Genomic DNA, 22,444 nt, shown 5'->3' with positions numbered 1-22,444 from the left:
AAGCGCTTAAAAGGGGTTCCGTGGTTCGGCCTCTTGCCAAACGCGGATGAGTTCCCTTGCTTCTGGGTAGAGGGGATGGTTGGGTGGGATGAGTTCGGCGGTGGCGATCGCCTGCTGGTTGTCCCGCCCCACCCAATAGCGCGCCTGCTCCAAAATGTTGTTGCCCCATTGCACAATCAACTGGTTGGCGATGGCATAGACACTGGAGTCGGGGGAAATTTCCTGAGCAATGGCAATGGCAGCGGCAAAGTCGCGATCGCGCCCTCCTCGGGCACGACGTTGGGCTTCGTTCAGGCGAGCTGTGTCCAAATCCGGCTGCCAATGTACGGCTTCAGTTGCAACGGGGGGAAAGAGTTCTTTGAGGCGATTTTGGGCGGTTTCATAGAGGGCGCGCTGGGGGCGGATTTGCTCAAGGAGTTGGCGGGCTTGCAGCAAGGCTTCTGGCGTTCCTTGGCGGGCAAGGGCATTGGCTCGGTCAATCAGGGGTTGATCCTCAGCAATCTCAATTTGACGTTGCCACAGCCGTCGCTGATCGCGAATTTGAGCTTGGCGGTAGGGACTGGCTTCCGCCAGAGGAAGGTTGAGGCGGTTGAGGGCAAGGCGGAGGCGATCAATGTTGCCGCTACGGGCAATGGCTTGGGCTTCCGCTAGGGTTTGTAAGACCTGCCAATCTGTTTGCCAGCGCTGAATGGCCTGCTGAGCTTCAAAGTAGAGGGGGCGATCGGCGGTAATCGTCCGGGCTTGGGCGATCGCCCGGTCAATATCCTGTCCCATCCCTGCTTGGGCAAACTCTTCCGCTGCTGCCAACTTCACCACATCCTCAGCACTACGGGCACTCCTGACATCTCGTGGAATCAAACGAGCAATTCGCCGTGCCTCTAGCGGGTCATAGCGATTTAAGGCGGCGATCGCCAATTCCAACAATCGCTCACCCAACTGATTGAGCAGGCGACGGGCGCCCGGATAAATATCACTTGTGGGGGGAATTTGCCGCACAATTTCAATGGCAGCGGCCAACTGATCGGCATCCCCGCTTGCCATGAGAGCACGGGCTTCATCCAATTGCCGATCTTCCCGTTGGGCACGGATAATCCGCTCATTAAAGGCGCCAAACTGATCCTGTGCCCAGTAACGACAGTCAACAAATTGCAATTGGAGCGAGATTTGAAAGGCTTCTCGCCATTCAAGGTTTTTCAAGGCGGCTTCGGCGCGGCGGTAAATTTCCTCTCCCTCTTGCCAGATCTGCTGCCAGCGCTGGATGCGTTCTTCCACCTTGGTGTAGGCTTCGACATCCCGAGGAATCCGCCGTGCAAAGGCGATCGCTCGATGCAATTGCCCCTCATGGAACGCCGCTTCTGCCAAAGCCAGCACCTGATCTGACCACGCCTCGAGGCGACGATTAATCTCAGGAGCAAGGGGATGATCGCGAGGTAAGTCATCAATGAGATCAATGGCCTGGAGCAAATCCTCAAGGGTGTGGCGTTCTGCTGCCTGTTGAGCACAGTAGAGGCGAAAGGAGGCCGATGCCAAGGGCCAAAGAACAAAATCACAATTACCGGGCGTGGTGGGTTGCCGCAGCAGCAGCCACAGGGATAGCCCCGAAATCCCCACAGAAGTCAGGAGGGAGAAACCAGCCACCAGTTGCCAGTGTTGCAACCAAGGGAGGCAGGAGCGCCACTGTTGTTGCACAAGGGTCACTAAACCATTGAGTTGGCGCGATCGCCCCCTGAGTTGTTTGAGCACTCCAACCCCTGCGGTTGACTTGGTTTGATTGGCCACTGTGTCCTCACTCCTCAACGCTATCAGTTCCCTCTTTGAGCAAAAAGGCCCCGTCCTTCAGGGAATGGTTAAGCGTCTTAAAATGACCCTAATTAATCCTAATTAACTTAAACTTAAAACTCGCGTTAGAGCGGACTAACCATTCGGTGTTTCTATCGTCGCTGCCGCAGTGGCCTTGCCGCGGTTAAGAGCTGCCTGCAACTTGGCCTCATCCTCTTTCGAGAGCGAGGTGTGCAGCACTTTACCCCCAAAGGGAGCGATTTCTTCAAGCACTTTATCGGGAGTGGCTTTGCGAATCAACGTAAAGATAGCGGAGCTACCGGGAGAAATCGTTTGACCCAACTCCTTGATGAAGTTATCGTCAATGCCAATATCGGTAAATTTGCCGGAAATCGCCCCCGCTAGGAAACCAGCCGCCCAGCCCAACAGCGGATTAAAAAACAATAGACCAATTAACAACCCCCAAAAGCCACCCCCAAGGGCACCCTCTAGGGTCAAATCTTGGGTTTGGTTGATTTTCAGCTTGCCCTCCTTGGTGCGCACGACAACGGCAGCATCTTCGAGGTCAATCAGATGTTCGCGCTGGAGCTTTAATAATTGGATCAATACTTCATTGGCTTTGTACTCGTCATCAAACGCGACAACCACTAACGTACTCATAACTTCTAGGTCTCCCGACAAACGTGGGTCATCAAACCGTCCCTACCCTAGCATTATCGTTAAGGGTTTGGGATTACGGTATCGTAACTAAGGGGCAACTCTCCTCATTTCACCAAAGTTTTAGTATGGCAATTTCAAGGCTGTTTGACTGCGAGATAACAAGACCATGAGCACGCCACAAACCTACTCTGTCACCATTCACGTGCGCCCCCTCAAGCCGGGGGATCCCCCCACGCGGACGTACACCATCAACGTTCCTAGCGATCGCTATATCCTGCAATACGCTGAGAGCCAAGGCCTTGAACTGCCCTTTTCCTGCCGTAACGGTGCCTGTACCACTTGTGCCGTGCGCATTCTCTCTGGCCATGTCTATCAACCCGAAGCCATGGGACTCTCGCCAGCACTGCAAGCCCAAGGGTATGCCCTCTTGTGTGTCAGCTATGCCCGCTCTGACCTTGAGGTGGAAACCCAAGATGAGGACGAGGTCTATGAGCTGCAATTTGGCCGTTACTTTGGCAAGGGACGGGTACAGTTGGGGCTGCCCCTCGATGAGGATTAATCACCCATGTCAGAAGTGAAGTGTCCTCTACCGGAGAATGAGCGGCAGCGCTACTTGGAAATTGCCACGGAGGCAGCTTTGGCCGGCGGCGCGGTGCTTCAGCACTACTGGGGCAAACTGAGTGAGATTGAGGAAAAAGGACGTTCGGGTGACCTCGTTACGGTGGCCGATCGCCAGTCGGAAGCAGCAGTGCTGGATGTCATTCGTCGCCACTGTCCCGACCATGCGGTGCTCGCGGAGGAATCGGGTCTTTCGGGACTCAAGAACAATCCATTTCTGTGGGCAATTGATCCGCTGGATGGCACGACCAACTATGCCCATCAATACCCCTTTAGTGCAGTATCTGTGGCACTTCTGGTGGAGGGGGAACCCCACATCGGTGTCGTCTATGATCCCTTTCATCGCGAACTCTTTCGGGCAGCCACGGGCCTCGGTGCCACCCGCGATCGCCAGCCCATTCGCGTTTCCACCACCACAGAATTAAGTCATAGCCTTTTGGTCACGGGCTTTGCCTACGATCGCCGTGAAACCGAGGACAACAACTACGCTGAATTTTGCTACCTCACCCATCTCACCCAAGGCGTGCGTCGCGGCGGCGCCGCTGCTATTGACTTGGCCTACATTGCCTGTGGTCGTCTTGATGGTTATTGGGAACGGGGTCTTTCCCCTTGGGATTTGGCCGCCGGGGTTGTGCTTGTCCGCGAAGCGGGAGGGGTGGTCACTGCCTACGATCAATCCCCCTTTGACCTCACATCGGGGCGCATTTTAGCCACCAATGGCCACCTCCACGCTGCTCTGAGTGAGGCTCTATTGCGGGTAAAGCCCTTAGGATTTTCGTTTTTACCAGAGGGACGCTAGCTTAGGCCTCAAGGGGAATCGCTTGCGGCAGAGAAGTTCGCACCTGTAGGGGTTGATAAAAATCTGCTTGCTGCAGATCCACCTTGGACTGGGCAGCGAGGAATAGCAGCGCCCAAAAGACGCCCACGGGATCGGGTTTGCGCCGCAGTAGCTCTTGGAAGTCTAGCCATGTACCTTCGGGAGCAATCTCTGCCAGCAGTGTTTCCACTTCACTGGCCATCTCCGTGAGATTTTCTTGGTGAGCCAGTTGGGTGATCGCCTTGAGGGTTGTCGGCCGGCGACGACGGCGGGGTTGATGAGACCGCAACATCTGGGCGCGATCGCTCTGAACCGCCATTGTTTTCAGGTGAGCAATCAGCTCCTCAAGGGTGACGCGGCGACGCTGCTGCGGGGGAGCCACCGGACGACGACGTAAATGCTGCTCTAGGGCAGTCGGCCAAACACCTATGGAGGGGTTCTCAGGAATCTCTGGGGATTCTGCAACCGTTTCCACCTCTGGCGCTGGTTCAGCAACAGTCATCAGGCGATCGCTCTTCAGGAGTACCAGCATGGCTGCATACAAAAAAGCCTGTCCTGACTCACTCAAACTCGGTTCCCCCCGACGCGCCAACTCCGCCAAACAGCGATCAAAGACATCAATCACTTGAATATCCCACGGGTCAATTTCGCCCCGCTCGGCCAAGTCAATCAAAATGTCAATGGCGGTATCGGCAAAGGATGGTGCCACGGTTGCTACCTATCATTGGTGTCTATGTTAAGGGGATTCGTGCCTGAGGAGATTCCTATCCAGAAAAAGGCTCAGCAATGGGAATCGTAAAGTGGAATTCACTACCGCGATCGCGCCCCGCCGACTCTGCCCAAATTTGTCCCCCCAGATTGGTAATGATCTGGCGACAGATGGCTAAACCCAAGCCTGTGCCACCCGTCGAGCGCCGCAGTGCCCCCTCTTCTTGATAAAAGCGATCAAAAATTGTTTCCAGACGATCCGGTTCAATCCCCCGCCCAGTATCAGCCACCGTCACTTCCAGCAAACCATCAGGACGGGGTTTTGCCGCAATGGAAACTTGACCCGACTGTTCCGTAAACTTACAGGCATTATCGAGTAGCTTCGAGAGCACCTCCACTAGCCATTCCCCATCGGCTCGGATCAAGGGCAATTCCTTGGGCAACGCCATCCGAATCGTCGGCAGTTGATCCTTAGGGGTGCGTAAGCTACTTAGCGCCAAATCCACCAGTTCCTGCAACGGCAGTGGTTCCGGTCGCCATTGGACACGACCACTTTCCAACTGCGAGAGCGTGAGAAAGTCCTGAATGAGTTTCCGCATCCGCTCCGCATCGGCCAACGCAGTACTCAGCATCACCTGCCGCAGTTCTGGATCCATATCGGGTTCGCTGGCTAGGCTTTCGAGGCAGACTTGAATGGTCGAAAGGGGCGTGCGCAGTTCGTGACCGGTAATGGCAATCAGATTGCTGCGGGTGCGATCCAAGGCCTCCAGTTGGGCATTCAGTTCCTCTAGATCCGCATAGGCCTCTGCCTGAATCAGGGCAACCCCCACTTGGGTGGCGATCGCCTCCACCAATTCTGCGTCCATATCGTGCCAAGGCAACGGTTCGCCGCGGTGCAGTTCGACAATCCCAAGGAGCCGCCCTTGATAGAGCACTGGCGCCAGCAGGAGTGCCTTGACCCCAGCAGCATCGAGGGGCTTAAAGCGCAGGGCATCGTAGTGGGGATCAGCCGCCACATCATCCACTTGAATCACCTGCTGATGATCCAGTGCCCGTTGTGTGTAGGGGTGCTCGCTGACCGGCCAATACTGGTACTGCAACGGCGGTAGGGTTCCGCTTGTGTACTCGTGCTCAATGCGCACGCGGGTATCGGTACTGCGGCAACGGTAGATGAGACAGCGATCGCTTTTCAGGGCTTCCCCCAGTTCTGCCACCGCGCGCGTGAGAATTTCCGTGGGATTGAGGGAGTTGCGAATGGCTGTGGTGATGGCGTTGGTGAGGCGTTCCTTGCGCTCTTGAATGGCAATTTGGCGGTAGGCCTTGATTTGCTTGTATTGTCCTGCTTGCAGATAGGTCACCAAGCGATCGGCAAAGGGGGCAGGGTCACTATTGCAGCCCTCTACTTGGCGATACTTCGCCACCAATCCCAGAGCCTCCTTAAGTTTATCCTTGAGTTCCGGGCGGTACTCACGAATCCGATTCAGGAGCAGTTCAGCCGCTGTGGCCGCCACTTGCCGATCAAAGGTCCAAATGCCCTCAAAACGACGCGCCGCATCCATGGGGGGCAACACATCTAAGCGATGGGCGGGCGATCGCTGGACTTCGCGGCATACCAAGCAAGTGCTGTAATTTTTACCCAAGACCGTCAAGTGCCATTCTTGACTCAGGGCATCGGCGGGATCAAAGGCAACGGTTTCATAGTCCCCCGAGCAGTTGGTAAACTCCGTTTCGGGCGCCGCTAGGACATAGACGTGATTGGATTTGGTGGCAATGCGTCGGTAGCGATGGGCCTCTTGACGATAAAAGCGTTCCCGCTGAAAACAGGCAATAATGATTGGCGCATCCTCATTGGCCAAAACCTGATCCTCCATTGCATGGGAGAGCGCCGTCAGCGATGTCTTGAAGTACAGTTGCGATCGCAGGTGAGGCAACCGCGCCAACAACTCTTCAAGAACAGATGTGGCAATGATCCTGTTGGCCATGGAAGGGTATGGGTATGAATGAGAAGATGCCCTACGGTACCATTATCGGCAAATCCGCACCCACTAGAATTCGCCGCAAGCGCCTCTGGCTGAGTAAAAACATGATTCCTCCCCTCGGCTCTAAAATTTAACTTTTATTAAGAATTTTATTGATTAGCAGGACTTATGTGTAGTTTTCTATACTATATTTAAGCAAACCCAAAAAGATCAGCGCCTCTAACGGCGGGGATCAACAAAATCCTCATAATTGCGATGGTTGCTTACGTTGCTTCCAAAAGCGCTCCGTGGAAACACCCATGGCAAGGGAAGAGGGTTGTAGTAAGTTGGGTTTCAGAGAATAAGGTGAAAAAGCTGTGACTGCCCGTATTTCTGCTGTCCCCAGTGCTGGTCATCGTCGCTATGATCCTGAGGCGATCGCTCGCTACTACTGGCGACACCCTTGGCTCGTCCTCTGGCGGTTCTTGAACATCTCAGTATCTTTCTTAACATTTTGGCTGCTCCTGCAGTGGGACAAGTGGTTGGGGCAACAGGAAAGTCAGCGTCCCCTGCGAGCGATGCAACTGCGCAAACTTCTGATTCGTTTAGGCCCCACCTTTATCAAAGTGGGTCAAGCCCTCTCTACCCGCCCTGATCTAGTTCGCCCTGACTACCTTGAAGAACTGACGCTACTACAAGATAAGCTCCCTCCCTTTCCCAATGAGATTGCCATTGCGATCATTGAGCGGGATCTGCGGCTAAATTTGGGCGATATTTTCGCCGAATTCTCACCGCACCCTGTGGCCGCCGCCAGTCTCGGTCAAGTTTATCGCGCCAAACTCCATAGTGGTGAGGAAGTAGCTGTCAAAGTCCAGCGTCCCAATCTGTTGCCCGTCATTACCCGCGATCTCTTCTTAATTCGCCTCTTGGTGCAGTGGGTTAAGCCCTTTTTGCCCATTAACCTCTGCCACGATCTGCGGGACATTGTGGATGAATTTGGCCGCAAGCTCTACGAAGAGATTGACTACCTCAATGAAGGGCGCAATGCCGAGAAATTTGCTGCCAACTTCCGCGACGATCCGACGGTCAAGGTACCCAAAATCTACTGGGAGTACACCAGTGAGCATGTGCTGACCTTGGAGTGGATCCACGGCATTAAGCTCACCCGTACCGATTGCATGGTAGCTGCGGGCGTTGATCCCGATGAGCTAATCCGTGTGGGGGTGATTTCGGGACTGCGGCAACTCTTGGAATTTGGCTTCTTCCATGCCGATCCGCACCCAGGGAACCTCTTTGCCATGCCCGATGGCCGTATGGCCTACATTGACTTTGGCATGATGGATCAACTGGAGGAGAGCACCAAAGAGTCCCTCGTGGATGCAGTGGTTCATTTGGTGAATAAGGACTATCCAGCACTGGCTGAAGATTTTGTCAAATTGGGATTTCTTACTCCCGAAACCGACATGACGCCAATTATTCCTGCCCTTGAATCGGTCTTTGAGGAGGTGATTGGCTCCAGTGTGCGGGAATTCAACTTCAAGGTGATCACTGATCGCTTCTCGGAGTTGATGTATGCTTACCCCTTCCGCGTTCCCGCTAAGTTTGCCTTGATTATTCGCTCCCTTGTCACCCAAGAGGGTATTGCGCTGTGCCTCAACCCCAATTTCCGCATTGTTGATGTCAGCTATCCCTATGTGGCACGGCGTCTGCTCCAAGGAGAATCCCCCCAACTGCGGCGACGCCTGCTCGATGTCCTCTTCAAGGATGGTCGTCTCCAATGGCAACGACTGGAAAATCTGATTACGATTGCCCGTCAGGATCAGCACTTTAATCTGGCGCCAACGGCCACATTGGGGTTGCAGTACCTTTTTTCTGAGGAGGGGCAGTACCTGCGGCGGCAAATTGTGCTAGCGTTAACCGAAGATGACCGTCTCCACACTGAAGAGGTGCAGCGCCTTTGGAATTTGATCAAGTCTGATCTGCGTCCCCTTTTCTTTATTGATGTGGCATGGGAAGCCCTCAAGGCCTCAGTGTCCCATACCCTCGGTAAGGAAGAAGAGAACAGTTCCTTGGCCGTTGCTAGCTAAGGCTGGAGAGCGGTTATCAACCGTTCCTGAGCGTCCAATAAGGGTTAGGTATTCCGTGTTTGATCCACCGATTGTCCTCCTGCTGGCGGGTATTTTTATGGGGCTGACCAGTGGTAAAGCCTTTGAAGCCACGCTGAAGCAAAGTGTCCAAGAATGGAATCGCAGTCGCTCCACCCGTGTCCTTAGCCAATTGCGCGGCCTCCAACTGCAATTGCCCTACTTGGGCATTTCCATTGGCATTTGGCTGTTCCTGATGGCAGGGCTGTGGACCTATGGCTTTGGGGCTGGGATGAGTATGGCGATCGCCTTTGTGCTGACGCTGGCCACTGCCCTTTTAGTGTGGTATCAACTGGGGAAAGTGCTGAGCATTCTCAGTACGGGTGGCTCCCGTGCCCTTGATCTCGATACCCTTGAAGTCAAGGAGTAGTTCTTGCCAAAAGGAGGCGTTGTGGATTTACTCACCCAAGTGGACGAACTGATTGCCAACGCCCCTGATGACCCCGCCACGGTGAGCGCTGTTCAGGCGATCGCCCCCATCCTCTATGAAGAAGCCCAGCGCTACCAGCAAACGGTTTATTACGTGCTGCAAACCCGCGATGGCCAGTGGCAGGTGATTACCCTTGAGGAACGCCACCCCCCCCATCAGCAAAAGAACGTTATCCACGCCTACGGCAGTCAGGCAATGGCTCAAGAGGCCTGTGATGAGCAGTTAATCCCAGTGGCGATGCCCATTATTCCCCTTCTGTTTCAGCTTTTAGCGGCTGAGCCGGTGGATAGCCTGATTATCCTTGAAGCGGATGGGGAGCGGGGCTGGGAAGTGGGACGCGAAATGCTGCTGGCTCAGGTACGGGCCGTTCTCAGTGCGCCCCCCGACATGGCCTAGAGGGGTAGCCTCTCATTCCGAATCGCGCGATCGAGAAGTTGCATCGGGTGGTAAATCGGGACGGTACTGCCTTGCTCTTGGAGATATTGGCGCAATTGAATTGTGCAACCGACATTGGCTGAGACAATGACATCAGGGCGAGTATTCAGAAGGTTGCGCACCTTTTGGCGCCCCAGTTCGGCGGCTACATCGGGTTGAAGAATGTTGTAAACGCCGGCGCTGCCACAGCATAGCGCTGCATCGAGGGGTTCCCGCAGTTGCACTTGGGGAATTTGCCGCAGCAGTTGACGCGGTTCAAGGCGAATTTTTTGGCCGTGGATCATGTGGCAGGCATCTTGATAGACCAAGGTTAGAGGGCGATCGCCCAAGGGATGCAAGGAGGTCACTAACCCCTGTTTGACGAGGAAGACCTGCACATCTTCAACCTTTTGCACAAAGTCACGGGCGCGATCGCTATACTCTGGGTCAGCAGCCAAGAGGTGGTGGTACTCCTTGAGGGTGTGGCCACACCCTGAAGCATTAATCAAAACGGCATCCACATGGGCTGCCGCAAAACAATCAATCATCTGGCGAGCTAGGGTTTGCGCTTGCTCCTCCTCCCCTTGGTGATGGGGCAGGGCACCACAGCACCCCTGTTGCGGCGGCAGCACCACCTCAAAGCCATTGGCGCTTAACACGGAGATCGTAGCTTCATTGACTTCAGGCAAAAAGAGCCGTTGGACACAGCCGAGAATCACCCCCACGCGGCCACGCTGTTTCCCTTGGGCGGGCACGACCTCAGGGGAGCGATCGCGAAATGTTTTGGTTGAAAGGGGCGGTAGCATTTGATACATAGCCGCAAGCGACTTGGGCAGCAGCCGTTTCAGGAGTCCCACCCGCTTTTCGAGATTTGCCAAGCCGAGTTTTTGGTAGAGCCAGAGCGGCCACAGGAGGGCACGCAGCCGTTGGGGGTAGGGCAGCGTTTGGAAAATCAACTGCCGCAGCCAGCGATCGCCCAAGGGGCGCTGATAATGACGATGGACTTGGACACGGGTAGCAGCAATTAACTTGTCATACTCAACCCCCGATGGACAGGTGGTGACACAGGCCAAGCAACCCAAGCAGGAATCAAAGTGCGGCACGACATCCGCCAGTTGGACTTGTCCCTCGTTAATGGCATCCATCAGGTAAATGCGACCACGGGGAGAGTCCATTTCAGTCCCCAGCACCCGATAACTCGGACAGGTGGAGAGGCAAAACCCGCAGTGGACACAGGCATCAATCAGATGGGGATCGGGGGGTGACTGGGCATCAAAGCCAGTCACAGGATCAAGTGCGGTCATTGAAATGGCCTAAAGATTGCCAACAAAAACGCCAGTGCCAAAGACACCCGTTGCATCCAATTGTTGCTTAAGGTTCCGCATCAATTCAAGGGCATTACCGCGATAATCCCAAGGATCCAGTTGCTGCTTGAGACTCAAAGGAGCAGCCAAGACGCTGACATAGCCCCGTGGTAGCCCTTGGCGCAGCCTGAGAATGAGTTGGCGCAGATGCTCTTCCTGTCCGTGGAGATAGGCGTAACCGACCCCTGCACTCATTTCCCCCCGACACTCACAGGCCAATTCCCTTGTCAACTGCTGCAGCTGGGTGAGGGCAGCCAACATTTCACTCAGAGGCACGCCGATTTTCAAAATCACTTGATCGGGGGTGGGGTTCAGCGTAATGGTGGGGGGATCTTGGTGTTCCAACTGAAGCTGATGGCTTTGAGCAATGTGGCTCAGGCGATCGCCCAACCTGCCCGAGGCGAGCACTTCCCGCAGGGTATGGAATTCTAATTCCAGCAGCAGCGTCCCCCGTGGTTCAAGGCGCAACACACACCGCGCCGGCGCAAGGGAACTCGTCAAAATCACCTCAAGTCCCTTGGCCAAGGCAGAAACTTCCCCCTGCAAGTGCCAGATTTGTACCGCATCCGGCAGGGGGTACACCCGCAACGTCACTTCGGTCAGAATCCCCAGTGTGCCATAGCTGCCGATCAGAAGTTTCATCAGGTCGTAGCCGGCAACATTTTTGACCACCCGACCCCCTGCTTTGACGATTTGGCCATCGCTGCGAATGAACTTCACCCCCAACAATTGATCGCGCCACGACCCATACCGCTGCCGCAGGGTGCCATTACTCTGGGTGGCCAAGCAGCCGCCAAGGGTGGCCGTTTCCCGAAAGAGGGGATCGGCGGCAATCCACTGTCCTGCCGGTGCTAGGTGGTGCTGGAGCTGCTGAAAGGGAATGCCCACTTGGGTTGTCACGGTCATATCGGCAGCCGCATGATCAATGAGCTTCTGCCACGCTGTTGTCCGCAGAAAGATATCTGCCTTGGGGGTGTTCCCGAGCCAGTTGAGTTTGCTGCTCGCCCCGATGGGCAATACCCGCCAGCCTTCCCGCTGGGCACAGGCAATCACCTCTGCTCCCTGTTCGGGGGTAGGGGGAGTCACTAGCAGGGCATGCTCAGGAAGGTAGGGACGCAGGTGAGGGGCGCGATCGCCCAATTCAGCAACAGAATGAACGGCGGCATCCCCCAACAGGGCGCTCAGCGTTTGTTTCATGGATTGCGGGTGGGCAGTTCAAAGACAAACCCCTCATAGTATAGGAGTTGGCCATCCTCACTCTTGACGGGGCGGGCACACTCACAGATGGTTGTGATGGTTTGGTCGGCGCGATAGACCTTTGAAACTAAATTGCGCACAACTCCCCGCGCTTGAATTTGCTGCTGGAACTTTTCCCAACTGCTCTCCTCCACGTAGGGACGTTGATTGTGGTGCTCAATATCCGCTAGCCAATCTTCGGCGTCAGCATAGCCATAGATGCGCGCTAGGGCATCATTCACCTTGAAGTAAACGCCCTCTGGCGAGCTTTGGTAAATCCCCACCACTGCCTCCTCAAACATTTGCCGATATTGCTCTTGGGCTGCTTGCAGCGAGGAAACCAATTCACGGCGTTCTTCGGCAATTTGCTGTAACTGCTGATTTTGCTTTTGCAGTAGGGCGTTTTTTTGCCGCAGTTTGCGCTGCAGGAGGGCAATGGTCAACTGATTTTTTACCCGTGCGAGCACTTCCGCCTGTTGGAAGGGTTTGGTGATGTAGTCAGCACCGCCAATCTCAAAGGCCTTGACTTTATCAAACACATCATCCAAAGCACTAATAAAAATAACCGGGATATGCTTCGTTTTGGGATTCTCTTTCAGAGTCTGACAGACCTCGTAGCCGTTCATGTCGGGCATCATGATGTCCAGCAGGATGACATCGGGGGGTTCTGCCTCAATGCCCATGAGCGCCATTTGGCCACTGATGGCACCGCGCACATCGTAGCCTTCAAGTTGCAGCAGCGTGGTTAAAACTTCAACATTTTCGGGGGTATCATCGACAATTAAAATGCGACCAGCCCCTGAGTCAAAGAGGTCGGTGGTCATGCGTGGGTCTCCCAATCGCGATCGTTCGTCAGCGCCCTGACACTCCCCATCCTATCAAAGTTTTTTCTGACCGTAGGCGATCGCCGGCCAGTTCAAAATTGGCAGGATCGCCAATACTTGATTTCCTATATTTCTATAGGATGGTGGTGGCACACAGCGGCAATAAATCAATGACAACAAATTGGGAAAATTTTCGCAAAAATCTTGGGGAATGGCATGGCTCGTTTACGGCGGTCAGCCCCACCGGTGAACTAGGAACCTCTGTGCCCTCGATTTTAATCCTTGCCGATACCGCCGATGGCCAGCGGGTGCGTTTTGAACTGCGACGCTTTGGCAATGGCCTTGATCAGCCCCCCACCAGTGAGACTGTTCAGGAATACAGCACCATTGGCCGCCAAAATGTGTTTTTCCCAACAGGTGCTTTTTCTAAGGGATCGTTGCAGGTGGCGCCCTTTGCCGAGTTTGGCGCAGAGTATGGCTTTGTCATGGGCGATCGCCGGCTGCGCTTTGTCCAGCTCTTTGACAAAAATCAGCACCTCCAATCCATGACTCTAATTCGCGAGTTTCGTGCCCACCGTAACGCCGTTGAACGTCCCCCCTTAACCGTGGATCAACTCTTAGGGGAATGGCGCGGTACCGCCTACACCGTCTATGCCGACTGGCGATCGCCCACCGAAACCCCAACCCAACTGACCCTCTGGCGCGAGGGCGATCGTCTTTACCAACTGCTGCAAACCCCTGACCAAGAGGTGAAAACATCCGCCACCATTGCTGGCTCCTGCCTACACTTTACCGATACGGATCAACCCAAGCAACTGTTGTTGCTACCCGATGGTACCTCTAGCCTGACCCCCTTGCAGGTATCCTTTCGCCATCCCTTCTTTGTGGAGGTGGGCTGGTTATGGGCAGAAGGGCAGCGGCAGCGCCTCATTCGTACCTATGGCGATCGCGGCGAGTGGGTCAGTGCAACGCTCGTGGTCGAAGAGCGGGTAAGCCCTCCAGCAGGATAAGCCCCCCCAGCAACAGGGGCAGTAACCAATCCCCATAGCGGATGTAGAGGGTTTGGGTCTGCCGTTGAAAAATGGTTGCCCGATGAATCACAAACTCGTCAGGGTCGGAGAGCCAAAGGGTTTCCCCTGTAGGGGCAATCACCGCAGACAGACCCGTATTCGTAGAGCGGACGAGCCAGCGATCCCCCTCGACAGCCCGTAACACATCATGGCCATGGTGCTGGGTCATCAGTTGGCGACGGTAGGGATCATTGTTGGCAATACTGAGAATGAACTGCCCCCCATGCACCAGTTGCCAGCGACTGCGGTGGGAAAACGCCGATTCAAAGCAAATCAGGACAACAGCATTGCCCCAAGGGGTGGCAAACACTTGCGCTGGGTCTCCCGGCATTAGGCGCGATCGCAAGGTGGATAACCGCTGTACTACCCCCCCCAGCCAATCGGGAATATATTCCCCCAACAGAACAAGGTTGACTTTGTTGTAGCGACTGTAAATCTCCCCCTGCCCATCGAGGGTCAGGAGCACCTGATGATGTCCCCCCGCCGTCTCCATAAATGTCCCTAACCACAGGGGCACACCCGCCTCGCGAACAGCGCTGGTGATGGGATTGACTTGGTGTGGCTGCCACACAATCGGCAGTGCTCCTTCAGGGGTCAAGACCGCATCCACTCCCAAAGCCACCAGTTGCCGATAGCCACGGGGATAGTCCTGCCATGCGCGGCGAATACCCTCTGGAGTGAGCTTTTCCCGTGTCGGGATATTGCCTTGGATCAAACCCACCCGTAGGGATTCCCCTTGATCGGCAATGACACTCGCGCCTAAAACACCATTGAGGGCGATCGCCCCTGCGAGGGTTATCGCAAGCCAGACCCTTGCCCACTTTTGCCGCCGCAGACTGAGGGTGACCAAGCCATTCACTGTTATCACGACTGCCGTAATCGTGGTGGGTCCCGCCAGACGACCGAGTTGAACGAGTCCCGTTGGGCTTTGGGTCAGGGATAAACTAATCCACCACAGGGGCGAATAGCTCCAGAGGGCTTCAAGGGCACACCAAAGGGTCACACCCCACAGGAGTTGCCAAGGGGCGGATCGCTGCACACCATAGCGTGCCATCAAAAACGCCCAACTCCCACTCAGGACTGCCCCCCAACTGCTGAGGAAAAGCCAAATCCCCCGCGAGATTAGCCAACTGGGGACTGGGGCAATACCGATCCACGTCAGGGGATGCAGATCCCACACCCAGACCAAGCTACTGCCGTAGAACCCCCATCCCCAACACAGCCCAGCGATCGCTGCCCACAGTGGCGATAAAACCTGACACTGCCACCACAGGGGCACAATTCCTATGAAGGCCAAGAACCACCCGCTTACTGGCGGTAGCGCCAACTGCATTCCCCAACCCGCGATGCCGAAACCAACGAACAGCAGCCACCTAGGCAATACTTTGGCGTTTGCGTTGCTCTTTGGGGGAAGGAGCCACATGCCAGTGTCCTGCTTTAATCAGTTCCCGTTCCAGTAAAGCAAAAAAGCGCTGGCGATCGCTGCCGCGCACAACGGCTAAATTATGGGCTTCCGCCAGTGCCACAGGGTAACCCCGGCCTTTTTCAATTTGTGCTGCCGTCAACGCGACCGCCTGTTGCCACAGGTCTGCATCCCGCGCCACCCATTGAGGCACTTCCAAACGCACCACTTCCGAGCCACTGTGGAGATAAGCAACGTAGATATGATGTTCGCCGTAATGTTCCAGAATGCGACTGCGGCTACGCCAGAGGGGGCTATACTGTTGCGGTGCTAAGTGCGCTTGCCAGAGAAGGACATCCCGCAACGGCTCAAAGACCTGACAGGGTAGGCGATCGCGAGTCGCCTCGAAGCCAGTTTGACTTGTCTGACCACAGTGGAGGGCACAGTTGGGTTCAGGGTAGGGGCAACCCCCCAAACGCAGAAAATTCACTGTTTCCTGACTGCGGGAGGCGCTGACATAGCCCACCAAGGGAATTCGCTTGGCTCGCAATTCATCCCAAGCAGCTAAGATGGGCATCAACAATTCCTCACGCACCATTGGCGGCAGTGACTCCCATGCCCAAAAAATGAGTGAACCATCCACGAGTGCTAAGCTGGGAGCTTGCTCCTTGTGAGTTTGAATGAGTTCAACGAGGGCAAGAATTTCCGTCTGGGTACGGCGGTAGCGTAACCAGTCTTCTATGGTAAGTCCCCAGCCCCGCGATCGCCCCAATTCATCGGGGTCATAAACCAACTGCGGCACGCTATCTAAATGGGGGCGTTGCCCTTGACCGTAGGCGATCGCCACCCGTCCCACGTTGATCAAATAGCAGTAGGCAATTTCGTGGTGACTGGGGGCAATTTGCGAGCCATCGGTGGCAAAAATTGTGTGCGCCCTTGGGGCAGGGGGGACAGCGTGCTTCACCGTCAGGGATTCAATGGGTTCAGCAGCATGAAAGGGAAAGGACTCACCCCACGCTTGGATGGCTTGGCGATAGTGCTCTAAATTCTCTGCCATCGCTGTCAAGACTTCGAGGGCACGGGCTTGTTTTTGTTGGCTAGCGATCGCCCCTTGGCGGATCACTTGACCCACCGTTCCCATTTGAGCAGCGACTTTGACGAAGTCCAACACTGTTTTCGTATCTAGAGATACAGATGCACCGAGGTCTTGCTCCAATACTAAATCTAAACAACATCTCAATGATTGCTCATGTGTACTGAGTTACAGGTGAGCACGCTGCCAATCGTTGGAGTCCGTCCCTATGCCGAAAACCCTGTTCAAAGTGGATCTGACTAAGCCCATGGATCAGCAAGAACTGCCGGGGCATAATCGCTGGCATCCAGAGATCCCCGCAGTGGTTTCAGTCAATCCCGGTGATGTCTTCCGTATTGAGTGCAAGGATTGGACGGACGGCCAAATTAAGAACAACGACAGCCCTGAAGATATTGAAAATGTTGATTTATCGGTTGTTCATGTCCTGAGCGGACCGATTTGGGTGAATGGCGCCCAACCCGGCGATATTCTTGTTGTTGATCTGTTGGATATTGGCGCCCTGCAGGGGGATGAGTGGGGATTTACAGGTATCTTTGCCAAAGAAAATGGTGGCGGTTTCCTGACGGATCACTTCCCGAAGGCTGCAAAGGCGATTTGGGACTTCCAAGGGATTTATACCTCCTCTCGCCACATTCCCCATGTCAAGTTTGCTGGTATCATCCATCCGGGGCTAATTGGCTGTGCTCCCTCCCATGAACTGCTGGCCAAGTGGAATCAGCGGGAACGGGATCTGGTGAATCGGGCACCTGATCTACGAACCTATGGCGCAGGCTTATCAGGAAATCTACCCGTTTATGCCGCCCTACCCAATCCTCAAAATGCCATTCTTGGCACATTGCCACGGTCGGAATATGCACGGGTAGCAGCGGAAGCAGCACGAACCGTACCCCCTCGCGAGCATGGCGGCAACTGTGATATTAAAAACCTCTCCAAGGGAACCCGCATTTATTTCCCCGTTTATGTGGAGGGAGCAAAGCTCTCAATGGGCGATATTCACTTTTCCCAAGGCGATGGGGAAATTTCCTTCTGCGGCGCGATTGAGATGTCGGGCTACATTGACCTGCATGTTGATCTCATCAAAGGTGGTGTAGAAAAGTATGGCTTGGTAAACCCGATCTTCAAGCCAGGACCAGTCGAACCCCGCTACTCAGAATACCTCGTCTTTGAGGGCATTTCGGTCGATGAATACACGGGTCAGCAGTATTATATGGATGTGCATATTGCCTATCGTCGTGCTTGCCTCAATGCCATTGAATATTTGAAAAAGTTTGGTTTTACGGGTGAGCAAGCCTACCTTCTCCTTAGTTGTGCGCCAGTCGAGGGTCGCGTCAGCGGCATTGTGGATATTCCCAACGCCTGCTGTACCTTAGCGATTCCTACGGAGATTTTTGATATTGATATTTTGCCGAAGTAATTATTTTGGAGATGAAAGATGCCCCTTTATGAGTTTCGCTGCTCTAGCTGTGGCATTTTTGAGGAATGGCGATCGCTCGCCCAGTCCAGTGAGCCGGCCTTTTGCCCAGAGTGTCAGCAGCTTGGCCGACGGATTTTTTCTGTACCAGCAGTGAATCTCTCGTCCGCCTTGCCCCGACCCTCGCGGGGTAGCGAGCCAGAGCTTGTCCAGCGATCGCCCCAAGAACCCAAGCCGCCGCGCTTTCAACAACAATCCTGTGGTCGCCCTTGGATGCTTAACCACTAATTGATCACTCATTTAATTGACCCCTCATTTGAGGATGAGCTGAGTCTTTTTGCCGCTTTCTAAGCCTTTTCTAACCTTTTCTAAAATGTGGCGCACCAAAGGAGATGTGACCCTCTCCTCATAGCCGTCTTGACTGTGTTTCATCCTTATGTCAAAGCTCTTTTCTGAAATGCACAGAATGGCATCCGAGCATTTAGCGTCTGTGAAAAAGGCTGTACTGACCACGCCGAATGAGTGTGAAGAAATCACCCTGAAAAGAGCTGTATTAAGATTTATTACAATTAGGAATTTCTCGTAACTTCACCCATTGTTAGGGGTACTGTCAAGAGTAACGGATGTATTTCCTTGAAAAAACGGCAGCCTTTTTCTGAAATATGTCCTAAACATATTGTGCATAAACACAATAAGCACAAAAACGTGTGACCCGTCCTACAGTGGCATTGGCTGCTGCAAGGATGTTCGATCCCTGTGAAAGGGGCTGTACCCAATTGATGTCCCGTTGTTGTTGAAAGTTGATGATTTTCTACTCGTAGGGGCAATCATGAGAATTGGTGAATTATTGCTGAAGGCGGGGTTAATTACGAGGGGCCAACTCCAAGTCGCCTTAATGGAAAAAAGCATTTATACCAACCTGCGCTTTGGTGAAATTGTTGCTCTCCATGGTTGGCTGCCCCAAGAAACGATTGACTTTTTTGTAGAAGAGTGGCCAAAACTGATCCAAGACAAGGAAAAGCAGCCAATTGGGTTTTACCTGAAAAAGGCGGGCTTATTGACGGAAGAGCAAATTAAACAAATTCTCAAGGAGCAGTGGCAGGCAAGCTATCGCTTCGGTGCCTTGGCCGTCCTCAATGGCTGGGTGAAACAGGAAACAGTGAACTTCTTCCTAGAATACCTCAACCCCAATGCCCTCAAGGAAAGTACTCGCATCGAGAAGACCACCCTATCGGGTATCAAGCGAACACCCCCCCAAAGTCGCAAGCATTCAAAACAATCCCTTGCATCCCTGAAGAAGGTGGCGGATCCAGAGGACTTAGCGGAGATCGACCTCGACCTTGATGAGATTGAATGGCTCAGTTAGGCCAAGCACAGCCCTTCGCTTAGCGCCGCCCTAGGCTGCAATAAAAAAACTCGCACCAGAGACACCTCCAATGCGAGCATCGTTACGAATCAGTCTTGAGAGAGGACAATCACACCCGTGCGCTAGCTCATCGTGGCATGACTGCGATCGTAGCTCGTCCAGAGATGGGGCTTAATTTTGCCCTGAATTTGATTCCAGTAGTGACCTGCGGCCGCAGGTAATCCCATTTGGGCAATCATCCGTGTGAGGAGGGACTGTTCGCGGTTTTTAATCGTTTGGTGATGATGGGTGAGCATGACCCGTGAAAGTTGATTGAGGTCAAGGGCGGGCATGTTGACTTCCTGCGCTGCACTTGCAACAGCTGTCGTATTCACTGCTTCCGCCTGACCCGTGCGGTAGGCCACACCGCGATAGATTAAATCCCGCACCGGCTGAGCCGGCGGATTCACTGCGCGTGTGCAGTGGTAGTTCCAACCCCGATATTTGGCGACAACATCAGTTGCTTCAGTGCGTACTGCCGGAGGAACGTAGTCGTATTGAACGCCGCGATAGGTGAGTGTGGTTTTCATAGTCATCGCCCCAAATTCTCTACTAGGTGGTTTTTGTCAACTGAGGCGCGTTCCTTCGGGACAAGTGCCCTACTTCCGTCTTCGCTACTCACCCAAATTTTCAGGTGCTGTTTAGCGAAGATGAACGATTTATTTCTGTATCTAATTTAACAGTTTTGCCACTATGAACGCAAGTGTTTACAAAAATTTACACTAAAAACCCTCTCTTTTGTGCCAAAGGTGCCCTGATCAGGGGAGAACTAACCCAAATCACCTAAATCTGAGCGGTATGAGTGAGAATGATGTGGCGATCGCGATCGTAGGTGAGCCAATGTTCGTCACGTAGCTTGCCTAGGAGGCGAGTCATCGTTACCCGACTCGTCCCAATCGCCGTTGCCAGTTGCTGATGGGTGAGGCGAACACTGTAGCGAGTGCCGAGGGGATGGGGTTGACCAATTTCCTGCTTCAACAGCAGGAGTAAGTGACGCAATCGCTCCTCGATGCGGCGATGACTCGTAATCCCTAGGAGACCTTCTGCTTGCCGCAGGCGCCGCGCAAGACCCCGCACCAGACTCTGCGTGAGGTTGGGGGAGGATTCCACCTCCACCAGCGTAAAGAGCATTAGCTCTACCTTGGAGAGTGCCTTGGCTTGATAGGCCGCCAAACTGGTCAAGGGAATGCCAAACGCAGTGCCAGGGGTAGCTAGGCCGACAACCACTTCTTCGCCATCCGGATGCAGAAGATTTAACAGCACAACGCCGCGACTCACCAGCCAAATCCGTTCCGGCTCCATCCAGATATTATCGCCAAGACTAAAGGTGTGGAGCCGAGAGGGAGAACGCCAGCCGCTCTCCACGGGGGGAGTGATTGCAGCAGTGGAGATATTTGCCATGGCAGCAGAACCTCAAGCAAAGAAACCAATACTGAGGCGCATCCCCAAGAAATTGGTTGTTCTGTCAACATCCCCAGTTTCTGTGTTCTGGGCAACGTTAGCCAAAACTGCCTACTAGGCTAGAGGGCAAACGTAAAGACTCGATGATCGCTGCGTCAATATTTGGTTAAGGTTTGCCAGCCAGTGCAGAGATTGCCTCCAATAAACCGCGGGCTTTGTTCAAGGTTTCTTCGTATTCCCGTTGGGGATCGGAATCAGCAACAATACCAGCACCGGCTTGAACGTGAATGAGATGTTGATGGCCAGTGAGCGGTTGCACCACCATCGTGCGAATGGCAATGGCTGTGTTGAGCTGACCCTCGAAGTCATAGTAACCATAGGCACCAGAGTAGGGGCCACGGCGGCAGCCTTCCAATTCATAGATAATTTCCATGGCGCGAATTTTGGGGGCACCACTGACGGTTCCAGCCGGAAAACAAGCTTGGAGCAAGTCCCATGCCGTTTTGTTGGGTAACAATTCGCCGACAACATTACTCACAATATGCATGACGTGGGAGTAGCGTTCAATCACCATAAACTCCTCGACAGTGACACTCCCCCGACGACACACGCGCCCCAAATCATTGCGCCCCAAATCAACGAGCATGACGTGTTCGGCCACTTCTTTGGTATCGGCAAGGAGTTCTGCGGCGAGCTGCTGATCTTCAGTGTAGGTATGCCCCCGCTTGCGGGTGCCGGCAATGGGACGGACGGTGGCAAGGAGAGAGCCACTTTTTTCAGGGTGGTGCTCCGCTTTGACCATGACTTCTGGGCTAGAGCCAATGATCTGCCACGTGCCAAATTGAAAGTAAGCCATGTAGGGGGAAGGATTAATCAGGCGCAGGGAGCGATAGAGGGCAAAGGGATCGCCGCTGTAGGTGGCACTGAGGCGTTGGGAGAGAACCACTTGGAAAATATCGCCGGCGCGGATGTAGTTCTTGGCACGCTCCACATGGGCACGGAAGGTTTCTGGGGTGGTGTTGCTGGTGTAACTGGGGGTCTGGCGACTGGGTTGCCAGTGAAGCTGGGTCGCTTCGGCGGGAATTGGAGTTTGCAGTTTACTCAAAAGCCGCTCTAGGCGATCGCTGGCGTGGGTGTAGGCCGTTTTTAAGTCCGTGTCGCGCGTATCGGCATAGACCACTGCCCAAATTTTTCGCTTCACCTGATCAAAAATCAGGATTTGATCCACCTGCATCCACACGCCATCAGGCAAATCCTTTTCGGTGGCAGGATGAATGGGAACCCGTGGCTCAATCCACTGAATCAGCTCATAGCCCCAAAAACCAAAAAGACCGCCAATGCCCCCCGGCAGTTGTGGTAGTTTGACCGGCTGATAAGGGGCAAGGCAATTGGCCAAAATCCTGAAGGGATTGCCCGTAAACGTGGTGACTGAGCCATCGCGATGGGTTTGGGTGGTTTGGTTACCGCGGGTTTCGAGGATCCACAGCGGATCACAACTGAGGAGGCTATAGCGAGCCAGTTGTTCACCCCCCTCGACGGACTCTAGCAAAAAGTTGTAGGGGCGATCGCGACAGACCCGATACCAAGCCGACACCGGCGTATCCATATCCGCCACCCACTCCTGATAGATGGGGATGAAGTTACCCTGCTCAGCCAGTTGACAAAAGGTTTGAAAATCGGGGTACATGGTCGCGTGTGGGAAAACTTTTT

21 protein-coding genes and 1 riboswitch are annotated in these 22,444 nt (G+C 54.2%); of the genes, 9 read left to right on the top strand and 12 right to left on the bottom strand.

Annotated features, from left to right (window positions below; all coding sequences use genetic code 11):
- Positions 1 to 6: 6 nt before the first annotated feature.
- Positions 7 to 1,779, bottom strand: a complete 1,773-nt coding sequence (locus NBE99_RS05085) for a hypothetical protein (RefSeq protein ID WP_250683401.1) — start codon at positions 1,777 to 1,779, stop codon at positions 7 to 9.
- A gap of 135 nt (positions 1,780 to 1,914) precedes the next feature.
- Entirely contained in the window at positions 1,915 to 2,439 is a 525-nt protein-coding gene (locus NBE99_RS05080) for a DUF1269 domain-containing protein (protein ID WP_250683400.1), read from the bottom strand.
- A 166-nt stretch (positions 2,440 to 2,605) separates the two neighbouring features.
- Here NBE99_RS05080 and NBE99_RS05075 point away from each other — a divergent pair, with 166 nt between their 5' ends.
- Positions 2,606 to 2,998 carry a 2Fe-2S iron-sulfur cluster binding domain-containing protein gene (locus tag NBE99_RS05075; RefSeq protein WP_250683399.1) on the top strand — a complete coding sequence of 131 codons (393 nt, stop codon included), beginning with the start codon at positions 2,606 to 2,608 and terminating at the stop codon, positions 2,996 to 2,998.
- A gap of 6 nt (positions 2,999 to 3,004) precedes the next feature.
- Entirely contained in the window at positions 3,005 to 3,856 is an 852-nt protein-coding gene (locus NBE99_RS05070) for an inositol monophosphatase family protein (RefSeq protein ID WP_250683398.1), read from the top strand.
- Position 3,857: 1 nt separating this feature from the next.
- Here the strand turns inward: NBE99_RS05070 and NBE99_RS05065 are convergent, their stop codons facing one another.
- The gene (locus NBE99_RS05065) at positions 3,858 to 4,583 is read right to left on the bottom strand and encodes a segregation/condensation protein A (RefSeq protein WP_250683397.1); all 726 of its coding nucleotides are present in this window, start codon (positions 4,581 to 4,583) and stop codon (positions 3,858 to 3,860) included.
- A gap of 55 nt (positions 4,584 to 4,638) precedes the next feature.
- Positions 4,639 to 6,564: a DICT sensory domain-containing protein gene (locus NBE99_RS05060; RefSeq protein ID WP_250683396.1), complete on the bottom strand. Its 1,926-nt coding sequence runs from the start codon at positions 6,562 to 6,564 to the stop codon at positions 4,639 to 4,641.
- 353 nt (positions 6,565 to 6,917) lie between these two features.
- Between NBE99_RS05060 and NBE99_RS05055 the strand changes: the two genes are divergently transcribed.
- Genes NBE99_RS05055 through NBE99_RS05045 form a run of 3 tightly spaced genes read left to right on the top strand, consistent with a single transcriptional unit; the run spans position 6,918 to position 9,510 of the window.
- The gene (locus NBE99_RS05055; protein ID WP_250683395.1) at positions 6,918 to 8,627 is read left to right on the top strand and encodes an AarF/ABC1/UbiB kinase family protein; all 1,710 of its coding nucleotides are present in this window, start codon (positions 6,918 to 6,920) and stop codon (positions 8,625 to 8,627) included.
- Between the two features lie 55 nt (positions 8,628 to 8,682).
- Entirely contained in the window at positions 8,683 to 9,054 is a 372-nt protein-coding gene (locus NBE99_RS05050; protein ID WP_250683394.1) for a hypothetical protein, read from the top strand.
- A 21-nt stretch (positions 9,055 to 9,075) separates the two neighbouring features.
- The gene (locus NBE99_RS05045; protein WP_250683393.1) at positions 9,076 to 9,510 is read left to right on the top strand and encodes a hypothetical protein; all 435 of its coding nucleotides are present in this window, start codon (positions 9,076 to 9,078) and stop codon (positions 9,508 to 9,510) included.
- Here NBE99_RS05045 and NBE99_RS05040 read toward each other — a convergent pair.
- The 3 genes from NBE99_RS05040 to NBE99_RS05030 are packed head-to-tail and all read right to left on the bottom strand — an operon-like array spanning position 9,507 to position 12,952.
- On the bottom strand, positions 9,507 to 10,832 hold the full coding sequence (locus NBE99_RS05040) for a (Fe-S)-binding protein (protein WP_250683392.1): 1,326 nt from the start codon (positions 10,830 to 10,832) through the stop codon (positions 9,507 to 9,509). The genes NBE99_RS05045 and NBE99_RS05040 overlap by 4 nt on opposite strands.
- Before the next feature lie 9 nt (positions 10,833 to 10,841).
- On the bottom strand, positions 10,842 to 12,089 hold the full coding sequence (locus NBE99_RS05035; protein WP_250683391.1) for an FAD-binding oxidoreductase: 1,248 nt from the start codon (positions 12,087 to 12,089) through the stop codon (positions 10,842 to 10,844).
- Positions 12,086 to 12,952: a response regulator gene (locus NBE99_RS05030; RefSeq protein WP_250683390.1), complete on the bottom strand. Its 867-nt coding sequence runs from the start codon at positions 12,950 to 12,952 to the stop codon at positions 12,086 to 12,088. The genes NBE99_RS05035 and NBE99_RS05030 overlap by 4 nt, the downstream gene beginning before the upstream one ends.
- 170 nt (positions 12,953 to 13,122) lie before the next feature.
- Between NBE99_RS05030 and NBE99_RS05025 the strand changes: the two genes are divergently transcribed.
- Positions 13,123 to 13,962, top strand: coding sequence for a DUF3598 family protein (locus tag NBE99_RS05025; protein ID WP_250683389.1), 840 nt, complete (start codon positions 13,123 to 13,125; stop codon positions 13,960 to 13,962).
- On the opposite strand, the gene lnt is transcribed toward NBE99_RS05025, so the two are convergent.
- Together lnt and NBE99_RS05015 are read right to left on the bottom strand one after the other, a co-directional pair.
- Entirely contained in the window at positions 13,913 to 15,355 is a 1,443-nt protein-coding gene (gene lnt, locus NBE99_RS05020) for an apolipoprotein N-acyltransferase (protein WP_250683388.1), read from the bottom strand. The two genes, NBE99_RS05025 and lnt, sit on opposite strands and share 50 nt — an antisense overlap.
- A 40-nt stretch (positions 15,356 to 15,395) precedes the next feature.
- A complete protein-coding gene (locus NBE99_RS05015; RefSeq protein WP_250683387.1) occupies positions 15,396 to 16,595 on the bottom strand; it encodes a DNA double-strand break repair nuclease NurA in 1,200 nt (399 codons plus the stop codon).
- 130 nt (positions 16,596 to 16,725) lie between these two features.
- On the opposite strand from NBE99_RS05015, the gene fmdA reads away from it, so the two are divergent.
- The 3 genes from fmdA to NBE99_RS05000 all read left to right on the top strand — a co-directional run bounded on the left by fmdA (position 16,726) and on the right by NBE99_RS05000 (position 19,294).
- Positions 16,726 to 17,931, top strand: a complete 1,206-nt coding sequence (gene fmdA / locus NBE99_RS05010; RefSeq protein ID WP_250683386.1) for a formamidase — start codon at positions 16,726 to 16,728, stop codon at positions 17,929 to 17,931.
- An 18-nt stretch (positions 17,932 to 17,949) separates the two neighbouring features.
- Positions 17,950 to 18,216 (top strand): zinc ribbon domain-containing protein, encoded by a 267-nt coding sequence (locus NBE99_RS05005; protein ID WP_250683385.1) that lies wholly within the window; start codon positions 17,950 to 17,952, stop codon positions 18,214 to 18,216.
- Between the two features lie 607 nt (positions 18,217 to 18,823).
- The gene (locus NBE99_RS05000; RefSeq protein WP_250683384.1) at positions 18,824 to 19,294 is read left to right on the top strand and encodes a hypothetical protein; all 471 of its coding nucleotides are present in this window, start codon (positions 18,824 to 18,826) and stop codon (positions 19,292 to 19,294) included.
- Positions 19,295 to 19,416: 122 nt separating this feature from the next.
- On the opposite strand, the gene NBE99_RS04995 is transcribed toward NBE99_RS05000, so the two are convergent.
- The 3 genes from NBE99_RS04995 to trpE form a co-directional block, all read right to left on the bottom strand.
- Positions 19,417 to 19,863 carry a DUF4278 domain-containing protein gene (locus NBE99_RS04995; RefSeq protein WP_250683383.1) on the bottom strand — a complete coding sequence of 149 codons (447 nt, stop codon included), beginning with the start codon at positions 19,861 to 19,863 and terminating at the stop codon, positions 19,417 to 19,419.
- Between the two features lie 44 nt (positions 19,864 to 19,907).
- Positions 19,908 to 19,992, bottom strand: a riboswitch (Glutamine riboswitch).
- Between the two features lie 124 nt (positions 19,993 to 20,116).
- Complete coding sequence (locus tag NBE99_RS04990) at positions 20,117 to 20,734, bottom strand: Crp/Fnr family transcriptional regulator (protein ID WP_250683382.1); 618 nt, start codon at positions 20,732 to 20,734, stop codon at positions 20,117 to 20,119.
- Between the two features lie 166 nt (positions 20,735 to 20,900).
- Positions 20,901 to 22,421, bottom strand: a complete 1,521-nt coding sequence (gene trpE, locus NBE99_RS04985) for an anthranilate synthase component I (RefSeq protein ID WP_250683381.1) — start codon at positions 22,419 to 22,421, stop codon at positions 20,901 to 20,903.
- Positions 22,422 to 22,444: the final 23 nt, after the last annotated feature.

The organism is Thermosynechococcus sp. HN-54, assembly GCF_023650955.1.
In the GTDB taxonomy this organism is placed as follows: Bacteria; Cyanobacteriota; Cyanobacteriia; order Thermosynechococcales; family Thermosynechococcaceae; genus Thermosynechococcus.
This window is presented reverse-complemented; position numbering and strand designations above follow the sequence as displayed.